At 42.7% G+C, this 20,292-nt stretch carries 18 protein-coding genes; 11 read left to right on the top strand and 7 right to left on the bottom strand.

Annotated features, from left to right (window positions below):
* Positions 1 to 6 precede the first annotated feature (6 nt).
* A complete protein-coding gene (locus BWI44_RS14195; RefSeq protein ID WP_007662311.1) occupies positions 7 to 1,113 on the top strand; it encodes a glycosyltransferase family protein in 1,107 nt (368 codons plus the stop codon).
* 26 nt (positions 1,114 to 1,139) lie between these two features.
* Positions 1,140 to 2,588 (top strand): lipopolysaccharide biosynthesis protein, encoded by a 1,449-nt coding sequence (locus BWI44_RS14190; RefSeq protein WP_286814691.1) that lies wholly within the window; start codon positions 1,140 to 1,142, stop codon positions 2,586 to 2,588.
* On the opposite strand, the gene BWI44_RS14185 is transcribed toward BWI44_RS14190, so the two are convergent.
* Complete coding sequence (locus BWI44_RS14185; RefSeq protein ID WP_286814689.1) at positions 2,589 to 3,479, bottom strand: alpha-1,2-fucosyltransferase; 891 nt, start codon at positions 3,477 to 3,479, stop codon at positions 2,589 to 2,591.
* A 166-nt stretch (positions 3,480 to 3,645) separates the two neighbouring features.
* Between BWI44_RS14185 and BWI44_RS14180 the strand changes: the two genes are divergently transcribed.
* Positions 3,646 to 4,593 (top strand): glycosyltransferase, encoded by a 948-nt coding sequence (locus BWI44_RS14180; protein ID WP_117693012.1) that lies wholly within the window; start codon positions 3,646 to 3,648, stop codon positions 4,591 to 4,593.
* A 5-nt stretch (positions 4,594 to 4,598) separates the two neighbouring features.
* Positions 4,599 to 5,738 (top strand): glycosyltransferase family 4 protein, encoded by a 1,140-nt coding sequence (locus BWI44_RS14175; RefSeq protein ID WP_007662307.1) that lies wholly within the window; start codon positions 4,599 to 4,601, stop codon positions 5,736 to 5,738.
* Positions 5,739 to 5,755: 17 nt separating this feature from the next.
* On the opposite strand, the gene BWI44_RS14170 is transcribed toward BWI44_RS14175, so the two are convergent.
* From BWI44_RS14170 to BWI44_RS14160, 3 genes are all read right to left on the bottom strand, one after another.
* Positions 5,756 to 6,814 carry an acyltransferase family protein gene (locus BWI44_RS14170; protein ID WP_007662306.1) on the bottom strand — a complete coding sequence of 353 codons (1,059 nt, stop codon included), beginning with the start codon at positions 6,812 to 6,814 and terminating at the stop codon, positions 5,756 to 5,758.
* A gap of 79 nt (positions 6,815 to 6,893) precedes the next feature.
* The gene (locus BWI44_RS14165; RefSeq protein ID WP_117692992.1) at positions 6,894 to 7,748 is read right to left on the bottom strand and encodes a glycosyltransferase family 2 protein; all 855 of its coding nucleotides are present in this window, start codon (positions 7,746 to 7,748) and stop codon (positions 6,894 to 6,896) included.
* Positions 7,749 to 7,760: 12 nt separating this feature from the next.
* Positions 7,761 to 8,933 (bottom strand): glycosyltransferase family 4 protein, encoded by a 1,173-nt coding sequence (locus BWI44_RS14160; protein WP_286814681.1) that lies wholly within the window; start codon positions 8,931 to 8,933, stop codon positions 7,761 to 7,763.
* 133 nt (positions 8,934 to 9,066) lie between these two features.
* Here BWI44_RS14160 and BWI44_RS14155 point away from each other — a divergent pair, with 133 nt between their 5' ends.
* The 7 genes from BWI44_RS14155 to BWI44_RS14125 all read left to right on the top strand — a co-directional run bounded on the left by BWI44_RS14155 (position 9,067) and on the right by BWI44_RS14125 (position 15,247).
* Complete coding sequence (locus BWI44_RS14155; protein WP_286814679.1) at positions 9,067 to 9,948, top strand: glycosyltransferase family 2 protein; 882 nt, start codon at positions 9,067 to 9,069, stop codon at positions 9,946 to 9,948.
* 650 nt (positions 9,949 to 10,598) lie between these two features.
* Complete coding sequence (locus BWI44_RS14150) at positions 10,599 to 11,621, top strand: DUF7833 domain-containing protein (RefSeq protein WP_286814676.1); 1,023 nt, start codon at positions 10,599 to 10,601, stop codon at positions 11,619 to 11,621.
* 177 nt (positions 11,622 to 11,798) lie between these two features.
* On the top strand, positions 11,799 to 13,613 hold the full coding sequence (locus BWI44_RS14145; protein ID WP_286814675.1) for a bifunctional DNA primase/helicase: 1,815 nt from the start codon (positions 11,799 to 11,801) through the stop codon (positions 13,611 to 13,613).
* Positions 13,614 to 13,667: 54 nt separating this feature from the next.
* A complete protein-coding gene (locus BWI44_RS14140) occupies positions 13,668 to 13,913 on the top strand; it encodes a DUF4248 domain-containing protein (protein ID WP_007662292.1) in 246 nt (81 codons plus the stop codon).
* Between the two features lie 170 nt (positions 13,914 to 14,083).
* Positions 14,084 to 14,599 carry an HU family DNA-binding protein gene (locus BWI44_RS14135; RefSeq protein WP_118423551.1) on the top strand — a complete coding sequence of 172 codons (516 nt, stop codon included), beginning with the start codon at positions 14,084 to 14,086 and terminating at the stop codon, positions 14,597 to 14,599.
* Positions 14,600 to 14,701: 102 nt separating this feature from the next.
* Complete coding sequence (locus BWI44_RS14130) at positions 14,702 to 14,797, top strand: smalltalk protein (RefSeq protein WP_286814671.1); 96 nt, start codon at positions 14,702 to 14,704, stop codon at positions 14,795 to 14,797.
* 6 nt (positions 14,798 to 14,803) lie between these two features.
* Positions 14,804 to 15,247, top strand: a complete 444-nt coding sequence (locus tag BWI44_RS14125) for an N-acetylmuramoyl-L-alanine amidase (protein ID WP_286814667.1) — start codon at positions 14,804 to 14,806, stop codon at positions 15,245 to 15,247.
* 92 nt (positions 15,248 to 15,339) lie between these two features.
* On the opposite strand, the gene BWI44_RS14120 is transcribed toward BWI44_RS14125, so the two are convergent.
* The 3 genes from BWI44_RS14120 to BWI44_RS14110 form a co-directional block, all read right to left on the bottom strand.
* On the bottom strand, positions 15,340 to 16,512 hold the full coding sequence (locus BWI44_RS14120) for a glycosyltransferase family 2 protein (RefSeq protein ID WP_286814657.1): 1,173 nt from the start codon (positions 16,510 to 16,512) through the stop codon (positions 15,340 to 15,342).
* Between the two features lie 11 nt (positions 16,513 to 16,523).
* Entirely contained in the window at positions 16,524 to 18,617 is a 2,094-nt protein-coding gene (locus tag BWI44_RS14115; RefSeq protein ID WP_286814652.1) for an LruC domain-containing protein, read from the bottom strand.
* Between the two features lie 511 nt (positions 18,618 to 19,128).
* A complete protein-coding gene (locus tag BWI44_RS14110; RefSeq protein ID WP_286814650.1) occupies positions 19,129 to 20,232 on the bottom strand; it encodes a cytochrome-c peroxidase in 1,104 nt (367 codons plus the stop codon).
* Between the last annotated feature and the right edge of the window lie 60 nt (positions 20,233 to 20,292).

Raw genomic sequence — 20,292 nt, 5'->3', positions numbered from 1 at the left:
CAATTTATGCAAGCATTATTTCTTATATTTTATGGTTTCCAAGAGTACAACGGTATCAGTAAGAAAATTAGGTATCAAGTAGATGCGTTTAAGCAATGTGGCTTAGATGTACATACCTGCTACTATGAAGTTTGTGAAAACGGGGAAAGGCAGTGGATGGTTGATAATAATATCTTGGTAAATCTGGGAAAAGGTATTATTGCAAAAATAAAAAAAAGAATATCATTCGCTCCTATCATCCGCTATATCCGAGAAAAACAGATTTCATTAGTATATATCCGTTATTACCATAATGCCAATCCATTCACGATACACCTTGTAAAGGCTATTAAAAAATTAGGAGCCAAAGTTGTATTGGAAATACCAACCTATCCTTATGATCAAGAGTTTATTGACCAAAAGTTAAACTTGTGTATAGACAAGATATTCCGTCATGACTTATGTAAACAATTAAATGCCATAGTGACCTTTTCCAATGATACCGTGATTTTCGGACAGCGTACCATCCGCATTTCCAATGGGATTGATTTCAGCTCCATCCCCTTACGTCAGCAGATACATACAATGGAGAATGAGCTACATTTAATAGGCGTTGCCGAAATCCACTTTTGGCATGGCTTCGACCGTATAATAAACGGATTAAAAGAGTATTATACACAAAATCCTACTTATAAAGTATATTTTCACATTGTAGGCAATCTTTCAGGTGAGAGAGAACGACAAGAAATAGAAATGCCAATTCACACATACGGGCTATCTCCCTACGTGATTCTTCATGGTGCAAAACATGGAAAAGAATTAGATGTACTTTTTGAAAAAGCTGATTTTGCAGTCGGTAGTCTGGCCCGTCACCGCAGTGGTATACAAAATATTAAGACATTGAAAAACCGGGAATATGCAGCACGAGGTTTCGGATTCATTTATTCAGAAACAGACGATGATTTTGAAAAAATGCCTTATATACTGAAAGCACCAGCCGATGAAACTCCAATCGAAATTTCAAAGGTAATAGCATTTTGCAAAAAGCAAACGACTCCTCCACAAGAAATCAGAGATTCGATTCGAAATCTCTCATGGAAGGAACAAATGAAAAAAGTGTATGATAGCATATAAGTTCATTCCTAAAAACAGGACTAATCATGGCAAATATTAAACAGCAGATGCTCTCTGGAGTATTCTATACGGCAATAGCTAAATATTCAGGCTTGGTCATATCATTGGTTGTAATGGCTATCCTGGCACGCCTATTGTGTCCCGACGATTTTGGTACTGTTGCTATTGCTACTGTCTTTATCAACTTCTTCAGTATCTTCACCAATATAGGAATTTCTTCCGCTATTGTTCAAAATAAGGAATTGACATCGTTAGACATAAACAGAATCTATATGTTTACAGTATGGATAGGAATCATACTGAGCGCATTATTCTTTTCATCGACAGGCTTTATCGCCAACTACTATCAAGATAACCGTCTTCTTCCTATCTGTCAGCTTCTATCGGTGAATTTGTTCTTTGCATCAGCCGGAACCGTACCTAATACTTTATTTTTCAAAGATAAAGACTTCAAGTTTATCGCATGGCGGACTTTTATTATTCAAATATTAGTAGGTGCTCTTGCTATTGTAGCTGCTTTAATGGGAGCCGGGCTCTATACACTACTTATCCAACCCATTTTGTCTAGTGCATTGATTTATTTCATTTCCCTAAGAAAATATCCCCAAAAACTCCTATGGACATGGGGCATAGACAGTCTCAAAAAAATATGGGCATATTCCATGTATCAATTTCTCTTTAGCGTAATGAGTTACTTCATTCGTAATTTAGACAAGATGCTGATTGGAAAATACATAGGTATGGCACCACTTGGCTATTATGAAAAATCCTATCGTCTGATGTCCCTGCCCATACAAAATATTACCTATGTCATCACTCCTGTACTACACCCTATTCTAAGTGATTACCAAAAAGAAGAAAAAAGACTGGCTACTATTAACGAACGAATGGTGCGACTTCTGGCTTTTATCGGTTTCCCCTTAGGCATCCTCCTCTTCTTCTGTGGACGCGAACTGATGCTGTTCGTATTCGGCCCCCAATGGGAACCTTCCATACCTGCTTTTCAAATACTTTCACTGAGCGTTGGACTGCAAATTGTAATGTCATCGTCCGGTTCATTCTTCCAAAGCAGTAACGATACACGCGGACTTTTCATCTGCGGCATCTTTACAGCCTTTGTCACCTGTACCGGATTCCTAATATGTATTCTATTTTTCCGTACTTTGGAAGCTTTTGCCTATAGCATGTTGATATCTTACATATTGAGTTTCATACAGTGCTATTGGCAACTCTATCATTATCAGTTCCATCGCAGTATATTACATTTGTACAGCCAACTCATCTCCCCCTTATTTATTACACTGTTCATAGGAGGGCTACTGTATATCATCTCCTTCTATTCGATCAATTGGAATATATTAATAAGTCTTTGCATAAAAAGCTTTCTGACATTACTCTTATGGGGAAGTTATATACAATGGCGTAAAGAATATGACATCATAAATAAAGTCAAAAAGTGTTTTCGCAAACGTTAATCACCTCTTACTTTTTTCTAATCGATGCCTTACTTTCATTGCCAGTCGTATCCATATCGATTTTAACTGATAACGAAGCGGAGTTCGGTTAGGTAAAGGAATCCAGGAATTCGGACATAAATCGGATGTATCATAATGAGAATAGTGCGGTCCGAACCACGGGCTCGGATAAAACACTTTTTTATCTGGATTCATATTCAACCAAGCTCCCCACCAGCTAAAAGAACTGTTGCTAATTATATTATTTGCAGCCAAGCTTTGCAAATAGAAATCCTCCAACATAGAATTCCCTTTATCTGCAAACACATAATTCTGTCCTTTGAAGTGCTTCTTGCACCATTTCAAATCATCACTGATTATTACAAAAAGTGAATTTTCTCCAATTTGTTCAATAGCTTTCCTAAAATAGGCCAATGAACAGATACTAAAACGATGAGGTAACTTGAGATAATCTCCCCGACGTACATGAATGCAAGTAAAAGATCGCTTCAAAACATCTCTATACTTTTGCTTCAAATTATTTCCTATTTCTTCAGGCATAGCATACAATTGTCGCAACAAATCTGTATCAACATATTTATAAGACTGAAAATATCCGTCAATCAACAAATCTTTGCCTTTATAAGGAATTGGCTTGTATGGGAAATCACGCCAACTATATAAAGGAATATCAGCTGGCGCCTCACGCACAAATTCTATTTCACGAAAAATATTCTCTTTAAAAGAAGAAACATACTTCCACATTGATTCATCACTGATAGTAGTTATTGCTTCTGTATCAGGAGCCACTACCACCTTAAAATCCGTACCATACCTCTTTGCAAGGGAAGCACCAACAGCTATTTGAAACAAATAGTTACCAAAACGACCACTTAATCGAATATAAATCATAATTCAAAAAAACTATTCACTAATAAAATAAAGATTGATTGTTATCTTTCAGGTAAAGATAAGACTTTTAGAGCAGAATGACGACCGGAATACAAGATATTTATCCGGTGAAATAGAAAAAAATCTAATTAGATTTATTACATTTGTCCGGCATCAAAACCATATAATGATGAATAATTGTTCTGATATCAACCCGTCTATCAAGGTTTCTGTTATTATACCTGTTTATAATACAGCCACCTATTTACATAGTGCTTTAGACAGTATCTGCAACCAGACGCTGAAAGATTTGGAAATAATCCTCATCAATGATGGTTCCACAGACAATAGTCAATATATTATTGAAAAATATGCCAGAAAAGATAATAGAATAAAATATCTTATCCAACCCAACCAGAGACAAGGGGTAGCGCGCAACAATGGTTTACAACTGGCTACCGGTCAATATATCTATTTCATGGATAGTGATGATATTCTGGATATAGATGCCCTAAGACAATGTTACGAAATGTGCGAAAGAAAAGAACTTGACTTTGTTACTTTCGACGCAAAAACCATACATGAGACTTCCACTTCATCAGGAACTTTCAATTATTGCAGGAAAGGAAAAATAGATGAACAAAAAATTTGGGATGGAATAGAACTAATGCACTATGAATTAGAACATGAGATATTCTACGTTGTTCCCTGGCTATGCTTTACGAAGCATTCTTTCCTCAAGCAATATTTCGGAGGATTCCCTTCCGGAATAATTCATGAAGATACTATTTTTGTGGTACAAATCATGCTGAATGCTCATCGAGTCGGCTACATACCGCAACCATTTTTTAAACGCAGAGTACGAAATAGTTCGACTATGGCGGCAAGTTTTAGTATGCACAATATCGAGGGATATACTTTAGTTTGTACACAAATACGTAGTTGGACGCAGCAACATGTTGAATGGAGTGCTATTATTGACTTGTATTTAAGAAAGACATTAAATTCAGTCATTTGGTTGGGTCATAAAATGAAAACACTTGAGAAAATAGAAACTTACTGTCGCTTCCAACGTTTACATCTATCCCAATACGTCAAGTTAAAAAATTGGCTTGTTTTCTGGCTTAAAAACTAAAACTCATGAAAAAGAGACTAACACTTCTTTGGAGAAAACTTAACTCGTTAGAGTTCGGGAAAGATGTAGTATTGGTACCCTACTATTTAGGACAGGCCTTGGGCTATCAAACAGAAATCTGTTGTGGCTACTCCGAGAAGGTAGCCGAGCTCATCCCTACTCTATCAAAGAAAGGACTGACATTTACCAAGAAGCCATTAGGACATAATCCATACCTAAGAATCCCTATTTACATAAAATACTTGTTTCAGAATGCTTCACACATTGATTTATTGATGTGTTTTCATTGGAAACTGGAAACATTAATCAATATTCTACTCTATAAACTATTAAACAAACATGGACAAGTTTACGTTAAACTGGATACAAGTTCCGGTCAGGAATGGGATTTGACAAGACATACTTTTTTAGGAAAAACTTTACGAAAGATATTGTACACAAATTGCCTAAAAAACGTAGATGTATTGTCATGTGAGACCTCCCAAGCTTATAATTTCCTATGTAACAATAGCGTATTCAGTAAACCAATGAGGCAAAAACTAGTCCTGATGCCTAATGCTTTTGATGAAGAAGAATTTGCCACATCCGGGATTTCAGAGCGGGAATTTCAACAAAAAGAAAATTTGATAATTACTGTAGGGCGTTTGGGTAGTCATCAAAAGAACACCGAAATGATTCTGGATGCATTGGAATGCATAGAACTGAAGGCATGGAAATTTATTTTAATAGGTCCTATAGAAGAAAAATTTCATCAAGCCATAGAACATTTCTACCAAAAACATCCCGAAAAGAAGGAACAAATCATCTTTATAGGAAAAGTAAACAGCAAAAAAGATTTATGGGAATGGTACAATCGGGCTAAAGTTTTTGTATGCACTTCACGCTGGGAGAGCTACGGAATTGTCCTGAATGAAGCCAAACGTTTCAAGAACTACATTATCAGCACAAATGTAGGAGGTGCAGCTGATTTAATCGAACAAGAAAAATATGGTTCCTTCATAAAACAAGAAGATAGTACAGATTTGAATCGCCTTCTTTCTCTAATTGTAAATGGTGCTATCAATATAGATATATATCAGGATTATGATGTAAAACAGTTATCCTATCAAAGAGAAATCAATGTATTACTAAAATATCTTCAATAAGTAAAAACAACTACATTTCATCGTCCTCCCGTCGACCATTTTAAGAAACCGGGCGCACATTTTCGTAAACACCAAAAGACGAAATAAGCAACAGCAACATCAATTGCTACTGCTGCAAAATATATAGCTATCGCCTGAAATTCACTGGTGTGATCTATCCAGCGAAGAGTAAACTTACGAACAAAACGAATCATAGGATCGTGAATGATGTAAAGAAAAAAACTGCCAGAAGTCAGAAATACAATATCATGTATTTTCTTTTTCTCTATCAGTACTGTTACTAAAGCAATAATAAAAAATACTCCTACAAAAATCAGTGTACGATGCACATAAAAACCAGTGGTAGTTCCACTCAATAAAAAGTCTGCCAGCAATAATAATGGGGTGAGAATAAAAAGAAATGGCGCTATCTTTCGCACCTCTTCTGTTATACTTTTGCCATATATACTAAAACAAGCACCTATGAAGAAAAAAAGAAGACCACTCTCCCAATTCGGAACTTCCCATTTTACGAACCATATTAATCCAAAACAGAATATAGCTACAAATTTGGCATAACGCGCCAAAAGATATATGATAGGCGCACATATAACGAGAAGAAGGAGGTCACGGACAAACCACATCTGAGTAAGAATAGGATTTCCCCCTTTATGTGACCAAAAAGCAAACAGGAAATCATGTAAATCAAAATCATGTACTAACTTTCCACCCTCATTAAACAAAGTTTGTATAGTCGGAATGGATTCAGCCACATAATAAGCGGCAATAATAAAAGCATTCCAAAATATATATGGTACGAATAATGAGTAAAAACGTTTCTGCATTTTACTCTTATAACACATCCACGTCTGCTGATATTTGCCAAAGAAAAGATAGCCTGATATTAGAAAAAACACGGGTACTCCCATCTCACCAATTTGCAATGAGAAAAAACGTGCAACACCTCTATACACAGGAAGGTCTTTCCAATAATCATATATTTGCACCGATGTATAAGCGTGAAAAAACACGATAAAGATACTCATCACAAACCGGGTGATGTTAAGTGCTTCAGACTCCTGCTTATTTATTATCATTTTTTTATCTAAATCAATAAATATTCTTCATACAAAGATATACCATTATTGAAAAGATAAAAAATAAAGAGAGAAAAAATCACTTCTTTATCAAATTCGACTCTTCATCCTTATATTCCTTAGCTGTTGTAAACACATGCTTTATCTTCGTAAATGCTTGCAACACCCGCTTCCAAAAGCTCCTTGACAAGGAGCCCCCACCTACTGTCCCATATCCTGTTACAGCACGCACTTTAGAATTTCTAAGAAAAGCAAGACGCCCATATTCACGAAGGCCGAATGCCAAAGCTCCATCTTCACCGCGGATGATATGAGTGCGAATACCAACCTTTCTAGCCTCTTCTGTCCGATAAGCAAATACCAAACCGCGTACGCTAAGTTCCGGACGCTTGAAAGACAGCAACCACAAATAGCAATCACGAGAAAGTGTATATAGGTAAAGTCCGATACGCGAATGCTGCTTATCAGGATAATAGCCCCATGTTGCACTAACCCCCATCACATCAGGGTTCTTCTCCATAACCTCAATCATGGCGTCTACATAAGTGGGAGGATAAAGTGTATCTGCATCAATATTTATATGATACTTTCCACGCGCATTCATCAGCCCGCAAAGGCGGGCATGGCCGCAACTATGATGCAACTCTGTATAAAATGGTAAGCCAACAGCACTGTAAATGTCGGCAGTGCGGTCCTGGGAATCATTATTTACCCCGATGATTTCAATGGGATAACGGGTTTTCATCTCACTCAACGCCCACAAACAAGCCAGCAAATGCTTCTCTTCATTATATGCAATAATAGAGACTGTAACCAAAGGCGTAGTGCTTTGAAGCCGTTTCAAATTGGAACATACTTCCGAAATGATTCCGGCAAAAGCCACCTCATCGAAACTTTTCTCATAAACCTGCAAATAGCGACTGTACCAACTCATAATCAAATTATATTAATTATCTCTATCCTGCATAGGATGAGAAAGTAATGACTCAAACAATTCAATCCACTGTGCGCCAACAACATCCATCTTATATTCGGCAGCTTTCCGCCGTGCTTCCTGCCCCATCCCACGGCGTAATTCTTCATCTTCAATCAAATGGTTGATGCCATCGGCAAGCCCTACAATATCCCCTTCAGGAATCAAAAGCCCATCTTTCCCATCAGCAATAATATCACGCGGCCCGCAATGGCAAGTGAAAGCCACAACCGGAAGCCCGCAGGACATCGCTTCTACAATGACCAATCCGAAACCCTCGAAGCGTGAACTCAACACAGACAAAGAACTTTCGCAAAACTTGGAGACAACGTCCGAAACAGAATGCTCAAGGAAACAACTATTCGTCAATCTCAATTTCTCTACTTGCTGCTGCAACTGGTCACGCAGGTGTCCGTCACCATAAATTTTCAAAATCCAGTCAGGATGTTTTTCTGCCACTATACGCCAAGCATCTATTAAACGGTCAAAGCCTTTTTGCGCAACATAGCGTCCCACAGCAATGACTTGCTTATGAGTACAATCAGAAACGATGTCAGGAAAAAAGGATACAGGATTAGGAATAACGCAGACATTCTGCAATTCGGGCCAGAAAGCAGCATCTTCGTGCGTCAGGACTACAAACTTCGACAACTGACGTAACTCACGTATTAATGATCTCATCCAGCGACGTTCAATATAGGTATTAAGCCAGGAAGGCAACCAGGAAATATTGAAGTTACGATAATGGATACGGTCAAAATGAATTTCTCCCATCTTCACACTGCCATCGGTCATTTGGTTAATAACATTTATATCACGTCGCAACAGTGACACCGTAATATCAGGCTTCACTGCACAAAGGCATTCGTTCAGTTTTGTTTTCAGTATGCGCATACGTTTCTGATAAAGCCATACCCGACGAGGAAACACGTAACGATAAGGTTCTTCAAAATCGATATCCAGCTGGTGTAACTCAATGGAAGGATCCAGAGGAAAATAAGGAGATTTGTCCCCTCCATCTGTCAGAATGATATGAATCTCATATCCGTGTTGAACCAAATAATTGACTTTCAACGTAAGAACACGCTCCATACCACTGGGATAATAAAGGGCGGGAATGCAATAAGCTATCCTGGTTTTCTTCATATAATGGACCTCTTGTTTGTTGCTTTTACAAAGAAACCATTTTTTTTGCATATATATCTATTTGTGAGAGAAAAAATCAAGAGAGAAAATGTATATTTGTAGACATAAGATAAAAAAGAAAGATAAAAGGACCATGAATACACTCGTCTCCATCATCACCGTCAATTACAACGGCCTTGCCGATACCTGCGAAATGATAGATTCATTCCGCAAGTATGAAACCTATCCCTATGAAATCATAGTGGTAGACAATGGTTCGCGCACTCCCGAAGGTGAAGAAATAAAAAAACGATACCCGGAAATAAAGGTTGTACAAAATACCAACACCGGATTTGCCGGAGGCAACAACGCAGGCCTGAAAGTAGCCCAAGGAGAATACCTCTTCTTTCTCAATAACGACACACTGATACAGGAACCTGTGCTGGAAGTACTGGTGGGGCGACTTGAAGCCGATAAGATGAACGGCGGTGTCTCCCCCATGCTGAAATACAGCCATGCACCCGATACGTTGCAATATGCAGGCTTCACCCCCCTCAGTCCCATCACACTGCGCAATGCAGCCATAGGATTCAATGAAAAAGACCAGCCCTGCTACCGGATGGCACGCGAAACAGCTTCACTGCATGGTGCTGCCATGATGGTATCGCGTCAAGTCCTGCAGCAAGTAGGTCCCATGACGGAAGTCTACTTCCTGTTTTACGAAGAATTCGACTGGTCGGCCCACATACACCGCGCCGGATACCAATTATGGTACGAACCAGCTGCCGTGATATATCACAAAGAAAGTATGACAGCCCGGAAAGGGACCCCATTAAGAGAGTTTTACTTGTCGCGCGCGCGTATCCTCTATGCACGCCGAAATATATCGGGAGGAAAGAAAATCCTGTCATGCCTCTATCTCTCCCTCATCGCCGCTCCCAAGAAAGCTGTAATGTATCTGTTTCATGGCAAATGCCGGTTAGCAATATCTGTTCTCCACGGTACACTCCGAGGACTTATTACTTCAAAATTGTAGTCTGCTCAAAAAAAACATCTGAAAGTCAAGATATTCTAACCGGCAAACACTACCTTTGCGTTTTTTATATAGTTTTATCATGAACAAAAATGTACTTTAACTCTCTGCATAGACGGCAGAGAAGAACTTCACATTGAATGCGAAGCAAAACACAAGAAGAATCCGTTACTGGACCAGTTGGAAATTATCTCAGAAGTTATTCCTTATCTGTTGGCAGACAAAGACAAGAAGCACCTCTCCGACAGTGAAAAACGAATGTTAGGACACATTCGCAGAAGCACAAGAGAAATTGGTGGACACCAAACGAGTAATAACCAGTAAAGTTGTGTAACACAAAAGATTATGCTACACAACCACATAAACCTACCGGTAAGAAGAGCTCCTCCATTTATTTTATTTGAAAAAAAATGCGCAAAAACAGTTCTGTAGGGATTACACTCCATAATGAATTTAAAAAAGCCCCGACAATTGCAACAGAGCCTGTTAGTACTTCATTAACCCTACATTTGTACGCTTTTATACATCAATAATAATATGTAATTTCGCACCATATTTAAGAACGATACAACTGCCGAACAGCTTTCCCCCACACTATGAAGCCCTTCTATCCTTCCTGAATGAAAACTAAAAAATTAACCAACTCATTAAACATGAAAAAATTTACATGGTTTAAACACCCAAACGACCTGTCGAACGACAAAAGGTTATCCGCACTCATTGACCATGAAGGAGGAAGAGGATACGGGACGTATTTGTATATCATCGAAACCCTTCACATCCAACCGGACGGAAAACTCTCTTTCCAGCAACTGAACACCATGAATAGAAAAGGATTCGGAAAAGCGTACATGAGGAAAATCATCCAAAATTACAAGCTCTTCATCATAAAAGGAGAAGAGTTCGAGTCAACCATCAGCTATAACTCACCTGCAAAAGACAGTATGGAAACTGCACCGAATCTGCCGGACAACTCACAAGAAACTGATAAAGAACTACCAGAGAACAAGGAAACTCTTGATAAAAACAAAGAGATAGAAAACGATGATAACTCGCAGAATTCCAACGACAAAGAAGGAAAACCCGGCCTCGCGCGCGTAAGAGGAGATAAGAGTAGAGAAGAGCAGAGAAGAGAAGATGAGATGAGAAACAACGACTTCGTCGTTGAAAAGAACGGCGACGACGACGGAGAATTACAAGCTGCGCAAAATGCCATGCCGCCTTTCCGTCCCTGGCGGGAACTGATAGACAGCCTTGCACAAGACAGCGAATGGAAGGACAGAGTCTGCATGACAAGCGGCTTCAGTTCCCTGTTGAGTAGACGATTCAAAGAGGCACTGGAAATATTCAAGGACCATGTGCTGCTTCACGGAAAGGAGAAAAGCATAGACAGTCCGGAGGAAGCCCGCAATTATTTCAACAACTATACCAAAGAGCAACGCACCTCGCAAGCCCTGCATGCAGCATTGCTTGCCCTCGATGTCGGGCAGCCGTCCGCTACCCCACCCGCCCCCCACCGCTACGAACAGCTCGTCAACGGCCGGCGCACCTATCTGGGCTGCCCCATCCCCGATGATGCCCCACCCCGACCGGACGCGACCGCTTTCTGGAACGAGGCAACGCATTCGTGGAGCTCACAAAACACCGCACCCAAGCCCCAAAAACGCCACACCTGAGCGGAGTAAACGCCACACCCGAACGCCTCCAATGCCACACTTCAGCAAGACCGATGCCACACTTCGTGGTCGTCCAAGTGTGGCACCGGCACCCGCGAAATGTGGCATCGTGGGCGTTGAAGTGCGGCATCAGCAAACGATTTTTAAAAGTATAAACTTAAAACAATCCAACGAACAATGAGAAATTTTCACCAGTACGGAATCGACACTAAAGGCCGCAACAGCGGCAAAATCAAAACCATCTGCCCCCAGTGCAACGACACCCGCGGACACAAAGGAGACAAATCGTTTTCCGTCAACCTGAGCGAAGGAACATGCTACTGCCATCACTGTGGCTACAAACTCTACGTGCCCGACGATGCCGAAGAACGCCAACGCCAACAACGCCGGGAACAACGCCGGAAAGCCAGCCAACTGCCCTCACACTTCCGCCGCCCCACCTTCGACCCTGCAAAAGCAAAGTTGAGTGAGAAACTGGAAAAATACTGGACGCAAAAACGCTGTCTCGCCCAAAACCTGCTCGCCGAACTGCACATCACTGAAGAATGCATCAAACTACCGGGTAGCAATGAGATAGAGAATTGCCTCTGCTTCAATTACTTCGAGAATGGTGTACTCATCAACACCAAGTACCGCAGCGCACTGAAACACTTCAGAATGGTGACCGGCGCCGAACTCATCCCATACAATATCGACGCCATTGCCGACACTCCGGAGTGCATCATCACCGAAGGCGAATTCGATGCCTGCGCCTTCATGACTGCCGGGCGGAAAGACGTCATCTCCGTGCCCGCCGGTGCGCAGAGCAACCTCACATGGATGGACAGGTTCGTGGAGTCGCACTTCGAACCCAAGAAAGTGATTTACATCGCTGCCGACGAGGACGGAGCCGGACAAGCGCTGCGCCATGAACTCGTCCGCCGCCTGGGAGCGGAGCGTTGCCGCCTGGTACACTTCGGCCCCGGATGCAAGGACGCCAATGAACATTTGATTCTTTACGGCGCTCAAAGTCTTCTCATCACTCTGGCGCAAGCCGAAGAGATCCCGCTGGAAGGCGTATTCACCGCCGAGGACTACCGGGAAGACCTGCGTGCGCTCTTCGAAAACGGGCTGTGCCGTGGTGCCGATACGGGTTGGGAAAACTTTGATGCGAACTGCACTTTTGAGACCGGGCGGAACGTTGTGGTGTCGGGAATGGCTGGACACGGGAAATCCGAATTCGTCGACGAACTTGTCCTGCGCCTCTGCCTGCGCCATGAGTGGAAGATAGCCTACTTCAGCCCCGAAAACTTGCCGGTCAATTACCATCATGCCAAGCTGATTGAAAAGTTGACCGGACTGCAATTCGGCCCCGGCCCGGGCATGACGGAAGAGCTGTACAACCACGCTGTGAACTGGCTGACAGCCAACGTGACGCACATCTTGCCGGGCACCGAGACCTGTACCATCGACCATATCCTGGAGAAAGCCCGCCAACTGGTATACCGTCGCGGAGTCCGCATCCTCGTCATCGACCCGCTGAACCGCCTGGACCAGCAATTGGAACCGGGGCAGACGGAACTGATGTACATCACCTCGCTGCTGGGCAAGCTGGGACGCTTCGCCGCGCAACATAAATGCCTGGTCATCCTCGTGGCACACCCGCGCAAGATGAACCGCAACACCGCCACCGGAGAACTGCGCCGGGTGGAGATGAACGACATCAACGGTTCGGCCAACTTCGGCAATATGTCCGACTACTGTCTCTGCGTGAACCGCGACGATGCCAAACAACTTGTCACCGTCTACATAGACAAAGTCCGTTTCAAGCACTTGGGTAGCGGCTATACCCATGCCAAGTTTGTCTACAACCGCATCAACGGGCGTTACTGGCCTTGCGAGGAAGACATCGTGCACGGACCGGACGGTGACAAACCGGGACCGGTAAACACTAAATTCGATAATGAAAATTGGTTAAAAAACAATTCCGATCAAGGTTGTTTATTCGATTAATAATCAGTATATTTGTATATATTTTAAAGCAGTAAACAACCTAAACTTTAACGCATGAAAAAAGAAGATGATTCAAACCTTGACGCCCACTTCCCGATACGTACTTACGGGAAAGGCGAACTGGCAATGTGCTACATTCGCGGGGTGTGCCAGCATACCGCCGTCAAGCAATTCAACGAGTGGATACGCACGGCTCCGGGACTGGAAGAACGTTTGCTGGCCACGGGTATGAAGCGCGGTAGCAGACACTATACGCCTGCACAGGTACAACTCATCGTCAATGTTTTCGGGGAACCTTAAGGTTCCCCGTTTTTTTGCACTTCAAAATCGACTCTATCGTCCCTTATTCTCCCATAACGTCCTGTAACGTCCTGTAGCCTCCCTTAACGTCCCTCCTCCCTTGCCTCATGCTGTACCTTTGTTGCATCAACGTTGAAAAATTGATTATTAACTATTAAACATTACTCAACATGTCAAACGCTTTAGTAGTGCGCACACAGCGCCACAAGAAAATCGGAGACGCAGCATCTCCGATGGTTTTCACCCTGAAACGTAAATCGAAAGATGCAAAGATCTTCGACCTCGAACGCATCGCGCAGGACATCGAAGCCTTGGGCGGAATGTCGGCCGAGGACGTGGTACACGTCGGTAAAGCCATTGTGCGCCAGATGCGCCAGGTGATGACCGACGGCAACAGTGTCCGCCTGGACGGTTTCGGAATTTTCCACACCACCTTTAAATGTCGCGCCACCGAAGTGGCCAAGGACTGTACGGTGAAAAATATCGAACGTGTCAACATCCGTTTCAAGGTGGCCAACACCTTGCGTCTGGTGAACGACAGCAATGCCAGTACCAGAGGGGGGGCCAATAACATCACCTTCGAATTAGTGTCCGAAGACGGCAGCTCGTCCGGTAGCAATTCCGGTGGCGGAAATACTGGTGGCGATGGCGGAGACGGCGGTATTGAGGATGATCCGCTGGGATAGGGTCTAAAGCCGGAGGCTTTGGAAATTAAAAATTAAAGAATTAAAAATTAAAGGCTGCGCAGCCTGCTTATCATTTATCACTAATCACTAAAAAACTCTCTTATGAAAAAAACGACTTGGGACAAGATTTTGAAGGTAATCATCGCGATGGCTTCGGCTATAATAGGCGCTTTTAGTGCGAACGCGATGAATTTGTAAACACGTATGAGGAAGATCGATTTAATCGTCATCCATTGCAGTGCCACCCGCGAGGACCGCCCCTTTACCGAGCACGACTTGGACACCGCCCACCGCCTCCGTGGTTTTGATGGTATCGGCTATCATTTCTACGTTCGCCGTAACGGTGATATCAAGTCCACACGCACGGTCGAGAGGGTCGGTGCCCACGCGCGTGAGTACAATGCTCACTCAATCGGTATCTGTTATGAGGGTGGACTGGACAGTCACGGACTGGCAAAGGATACCCGGACGGAATGGCAACGACACTCGTTGCGGGTACTGGTACGGGCGCTGAAGATGGATTATCCGGAGGCACGGGTAGTGGGACATCGAGATCTGAGTCCGGATGTGAATGGAAATGGGGAGGTGGAACCGATGGAGTGGACGAAGGAATGTCCGTGCTTTGAAGTGGAGAAAGAGGGGTGGTGACACCTCTCTTTCTCTATTTCTTAGCCTTAAAAATCTTCCAATAAAAATTAAGCCTGGTGAAGATTGATTTACCATTTTCTTGTTACATTTTTTTATTCTTCTATCCCGTGTTCCGTATGAATAAACCTCTTATTCGCCTCCTTCAACCGGAACAAATTGGCAACCATCAATAAGAATGAATAAGGAACAAAGCATATCGCCTTCACCAGACGCCATTTCCAGAAACGACGAGGTATTGCAACGACCAATGCAAGCAGCAATAAGCCAAATATCACCCACCATTTATACGCCAAAGCCGGAGCCCAGATGGAAAGACACACTGAAAAGATAAAGGTGAACCCTAACAATAATACCCGCGAAAACGAGGCTTGCTGAAAAAGTTTGTCACAGAAATCCCATTTCCGGTCGCGAATAGCCGGAAGCAGGTGATTCACGAACTCACCGAAACTATAATATTGGGCGGACAACCAGCGTCGCCTTTGCTGATAGAAATTCTTGGTTTTCTGTATCTTCTCATCCAATACATAGGTATCCGGCAAATAATGAAAAAAGATGCGATGATAAAGCAGCTTCATTTCCAAAACCCGATCAAACCCTCCAACCGAAGTGTTGCTCATCATAGCCTTATAAAACAATGAATACTCGAAAGCCATGCCGGAACCTATCAATGCAGCCGACATGCCTAAATTGACATGTCCCAAACGGAATATAGAGTTATTGATTTCCTCACTGATGGCATCCAGATAGGCCATATTGGTATTCAGATTCTTTGCAACACGATGCGTTTGAACCACCTTCACTTGCGGATCCGCAAATGCATTGTTCACTTCTGAAAGATAAGAAGAATTAATGATATTATCCGCATCAATAATCAGAGCAACGTCATACGAATCCTGCTCCAAATATTCAAGGGCAGCCTTCAGGGACTTCGTATTCGTACTTTTCTCGAAATCCACCTGAAGCAGCTTGACGGGCAACGCACGCAGCCTATCGTTTGTAGAAGGCTGCATGTGATCTGAAATCACCACGACATCATATTTATCGGCAGGATAATCCTGTGCCAGGCAAGCCAGTACCGTATCCGTAATGACAGCATCTTCCCTATATGCGGCTATCAATAAGGCAAAACGTTTATGTTCTTTTGCATGAACCAGTTTATCCGGTTTGCGCCGAAGCGACGCCAAACTATAAAGCAATAAATACAATACGTTGATCGCAAACAATACGTATAAGATCCAATCGAGTATAAGCAGTACCTGTTCCAAGATTAAAGTTTTTAATATAGTTTATCCTTATTTACGTTGCCCGTCACAGAGGCATCGAACCAATCATAATTCGTCTTATTCTGGGTCCACTTCTCATAATTCAGATAGACGCCCGTAATATCTTCCGTCTCTGCCGGATAGCGCCAGGAAGGTGAGGAAGAGGAAGTCCGGGGAATATCGAGTGCCCAGGGATAAGTGTTGTCCATACGGTAATATACACCTTTCGAAGCGTCGGAACGGTCAAGTTCCATGCCCAGCAGCGAGATGTCCATCTTCGAAGTGGGCGCATAATCTACCAGGTGTATCTCATGACCGCGCTCGCCATCGACGAAAATGAAGGGATTGAACCCGATGAAGTTCACTTCGGCATCAGCAAGAGGGGCGTTCAGGCCGACCGTGACTTCTGTTGCCGGTACGCTCCTGTAACTTTGGGACTTATTGGTATTGACTATTCCTGAACCGCCAAACACGCTGTTCGTATTATTCCATACGATCAGGACGGCATTCTCACCGGAACCGGGGTTTTCCAACGTTGCTCCCGATACACCATCTACCAGCCGGGCCGGGAAGGGCAATTCAATGCCGAAACCACTCTCTTTGGTTCCGCCGCGTGCCACAGGTTTCAGCGACAACTGTACCTTGTCGATGCCTGAAACACTCTTAATGCGTTTATAGGTATAATCTATCACCAGATCATTGAAGTCATAGTCTCCCCTCACAGGCCAACGGTCTTCGAAAGTCAAAGTACCGTGCTGGGCATCGAACGGAGAGACCGGTTCGACGGGATCTATGTTATTTTCGGGAGTGATGCCCTTCGGCGGATTGGCCACAATCTTAAAAAGCACATCATTATAATCGCGGTCATTTTTTACCGAAGTGTCATCCCAATAGCGTGCGTCCATACCTGCTATGAGGCAACCATAATCGGGGCAGGAACGTATAATGGCATTCGACTTGTTGATACCCTTACCATTCAGGCAGGGGGTGGAGTAAAACAATTCGTACTTCGGATAATTATGGTTGGTTATAGGTGCATTCACCGGTTGCGCAAACCAGTAGGAACCGGCATCATCAATGGCGCTACCCAATTTTTTATATGCCGCACGGGCGAATACAAAACCGACGCGAGTGTCTTTCGGGAAGACCGTACTGTATTTTCCTTCATGCTTATCCCAATAGAGCAACTGCACTTTTATACCGGATGCGCATTGAACCGAATTGACATTCGGGAAAATCATTGTCAGACGCATCCCCGCATCATCCGGATTCCCATCCTCTCCTTTATAAAAATCAGCGCTGGAAGTCAGTTCTCCGGCTTCATAATTATAGTAAAGCAGCGAACCATATCCATTCTCGGCACCAAAATTACCATCGCCGATATAGGTTACCCAGATTTCGGCACCGGCATTATCCGTAACGACCAGATCACTGGAAAGATTCAGCGCTTCCTCATTCTGAAATGACTTTTCAGGATACCAGGAGTTCACCAGGTCGAGGAAAGCGACAGGCAGTTCTTCTTTTGTGACCAAAGGAGATTTGCCGGGAATCAGAATGCCGTTGCTATCGGCATCATCCGCCGCAAAGGCGGAAAAAACAGCATAGCGCTTGTCGTAAATACGTTTATGGGTGATTTGCGATAAATCGACCGCCCGCGTTTCTGCACGGGTCCCTGCAAATACGGGAAAAGCCACTGCATGGAAAGCAAGCGACATACTTTCCGCCACATCTACCGCCTGCACTTGTCCGAAGCCAAAGGTTACAGGACACACATATAGTTTCCTTACATTTTCGGGCAAGGTGATCTGTGCTTGCAGAATGCCTTGATTATTCGTGTAACCGGTATATGCCGGTTCTGCAACGTGAGAGATACCTTCATCTGTACGGGGATCTTCGAGGTAAACATTAAACAGTACACCTTTTTCGGGGTTGCCTTCAGCATTGAAAGCGGACAGAGAAAGACTTTTAGAAGATTTTAATGCGAATGAGAAAGACAAGTCAAGAGCAGGTTTGTCAGGGTGCTTGTTCGGGTCATACACATCATTATCCATGCAAGAAGCAGCGGTCAAAGCTCCTATCATTGCCATTGAGAATAATGCTTTTTTCATAATAGTTGTTTTTTGATACATTCTGCCACAAATATACAAAGAATGGCCGGAATAATCATCATTTCTTAAAAAAAGAAAATGTCCCATTTTTCATTTCGGAACATAAAAAAACGAGCAAGCTCTCACGAACCTCTCGCCTCTGTAAGAAAAGCCATAGAGGCTTTTCTTTTAAACTGCATCATTGTTACCTAAAAATCAATCTTCTTTTTACCCAAAATAAAACTTCTAATTACCTATAAAAACAAACTTTCTCTTTTACCTTTATATACCTAATTACCTATTTTCTTAATCCAAATTTTAGCCTATGAAAAACTATTAACTAATCTTTTTACCCTAACTAATCCTTTATTGAAAACTAAAAACTAAAATTATTTAAAAGTCAAAATCATGAGCAGTTTCCCAACTGCGATACAAAGGTATGAAAAAATTCCGTGCACGCAAACAGTCGCACAAAAAAACACGTGTTTTATAACATATTTTTAAACTTATCTAACTTTGTTTACGGTTATAATCACTTTCGAATACTCTCATAATCATCTGTTAACGTTTTCATGAATGCTACGAGGTCGGCTTCTTCCTCAGGACTCAAACCAAGGTTTCCCAACTCGTCACGATTGACTGTGACAGGACACTCGGCAGGAGGAAATTCATCGCTCACATCACGTACATTATAGAAGTGAACAATCTCTTCAAGAGTTTTGAAATAACCATTATGCCCATAAGGAGCGGTCAAGGCAATATTGCGTAAAGTAGGGACGCGGAATTTGCCATTTTCTTCTTCTTTGCCCACAATGGGACCTAACCCCAGGTCAAGGCTATCCGGAGTAAGAAGAAAATAGTCGATCGGCACACGAAGATGCGGGTTTTCTGGATTATGCGGAATGCCAAGATTGTCATAGGTATGATCGGTAAAAAGAACACGCCCGGCACGCTCATCTTTATCCAGAATATGGCACTCAGCGCACATTCCTCTATTTTTAAAGAGATCCATGCCGCGTAGTTCCGCTTCAGTGAAAGCATATTTCCCTTTTTCCCAGGCGTCGTATTTGGAAGAGAAAGGATTCACTTCATCAGATTGCTGGTAAACAGAAAGTGCATCTGTAATATACGTATAGAGGGAGTCTACATCGGACGTTTCACCATAGATACGCACTAATTCAGGGTAATACGACGCATGGCGTATCTTTTCTACAACGGAACTCTTATCAGGGTTTCCCATCTCTACCGGATTAAGGAATGGTTCGCCTGCCTGGTGCTGCAATGATGGGGAACGTCCATCCCAAAAGAGTCCACCTACATAAGTCTCCTCTTCCTCATCAAAATAGAGCGAAGGAACGTACATAGAGTAGCAAATAGTCATAGAATTACGCTGGGAGTAGAGGCCGCGAACAGCACCTTCGGATACAATGCGGGAATCACGGTCAGCGAAACCTTTATCAGCCGTATGGCAAGTTGCACATGATTGTCCTGCAGGCTCAGAAAGCTGGGTATCTTGAAAAATAAATTTACCTAACGCCTCTTTCCGGCTCTGAAGTGATGAGGAATGATTACAGGAGATAAATCCTCCTATTATTCCGCCACAAAACAAAATAGACAATAGTGCTTGCTGTTTCATACAATAGCGTTTTTTTCTGTTATTCATCATTGACTAGACAAAAGTATAAAAAAAAGAGTT

It is taken from the genome of Bacteroides sp. Phil13 (genome assembly GCF_001940965.1).
Taxonomy (GTDB): Bacteria; Bacteroidota; Bacteroidia; order Bacteroidales; family Bacteroidaceae; genus Bacteroides; species Bacteroides intestinalis.
The sequence above is the reverse complement of the archived record's forward strand: the minus strand, read 5'-3'. Positions and strand labels throughout refer to the sequence as shown.

Coding starts and splice junctions, on each gene's coding strand:
- BWI44_RS14195 (WP_007662311.1), top strand. CDS start 7: ATGCAAGCATTATTTCTTATATTTTATGGTTTCCAAGAGTACAACGGT.
- BWI44_RS14190 (WP_286814691.1), top strand. CDS start 1,140: ATGGCAAATATTAAACAGCAGATGCTCTCTGGAGTATTCTATACGGCA.
- BWI44_RS14185 (WP_286814689.1), bottom strand. CDS start 3,479: ATGATTTATATTCGATTAAGTGGTCGTTTTGGTAACTATTTGTTTCAA.
- BWI44_RS14180 (WP_117693012.1), top strand. CDS start 3,646: ATGATGAATAATTGTTCTGATATCAACCCGTCTATCAAGGTTTCTGTT.
- BWI44_RS14175 (WP_007662307.1), top strand. CDS start 4,599: ATGAAAAAGAGACTAACACTTCTTTGGAGAAAACTTAACTCGTTAGAG.
- BWI44_RS14170 (WP_007662306.1), bottom strand. CDS start 6,814: ATGATAATAAATAAGCAGGAGTCTGAAGCACTTAACATCACCCGGTTT.
- BWI44_RS14165 (WP_117692992.1), bottom strand. CDS start 7,748: ATGAGTTGGTACAGTCGCTATTTGCAGGTTTATGAGAAAAGTTTCGAT.
- BWI44_RS14160 (WP_286814681.1), bottom strand. CDS start 8,933: ATGAAGAAAACCAGGATAGCTTATTGCATTCCCGCCCTTTATTATCCC.
- BWI44_RS14155 (WP_286814679.1), top strand. CDS start 9,067: ATGAATACACTCGTCTCCATCATCACCGTCAATTACAACGGCCTTGCC.
- BWI44_RS14150 (WP_286814676.1), top strand. CDS start 10,599: ATGAAAAAATTTACATGGTTTAAACACCCAAACGACCTGTCGAACGAC.
- BWI44_RS14145 (WP_286814675.1), top strand. CDS start 11,799: ATGAGAAATTTTCACCAGTACGGAATCGACACTAAAGGCCGCAACAGC.
- BWI44_RS14140 (WP_007662292.1), top strand. CDS start 13,668: ATGAAAAAAGAAGATGATTCAAACCTTGACGCCCACTTCCCGATACGT.
- BWI44_RS14135 (WP_118423551.1), top strand. CDS start 14,084: ATGTCAAACGCTTTAGTAGTGCGCACACAGCGCCACAAGAAAATCGGA.
- BWI44_RS14130 (WP_286814671.1), top strand. CDS start 14,702: ATGAAAAAAACGACTTGGGACAAGATTTTGAAGGTAATCATCGCGATG.
- BWI44_RS14125 (WP_286814667.1), top strand. CDS start 14,804: ATGAGGAAGATCGATTTAATCGTCATCCATTGCAGTGCCACCCGCGAG.
- BWI44_RS14115 (WP_286814652.1), bottom strand. CDS start 18,617: ATGAAAAAAGCATTATTCTCAATGGCAATGATAGGAGCTTTGACCGCT.
- BWI44_RS14110 (WP_286814650.1), bottom strand. CDS start 20,232: ATGAAACAGCAAGCACTATTGTCTATTTTGTTTTGTGGCGGAATAATA.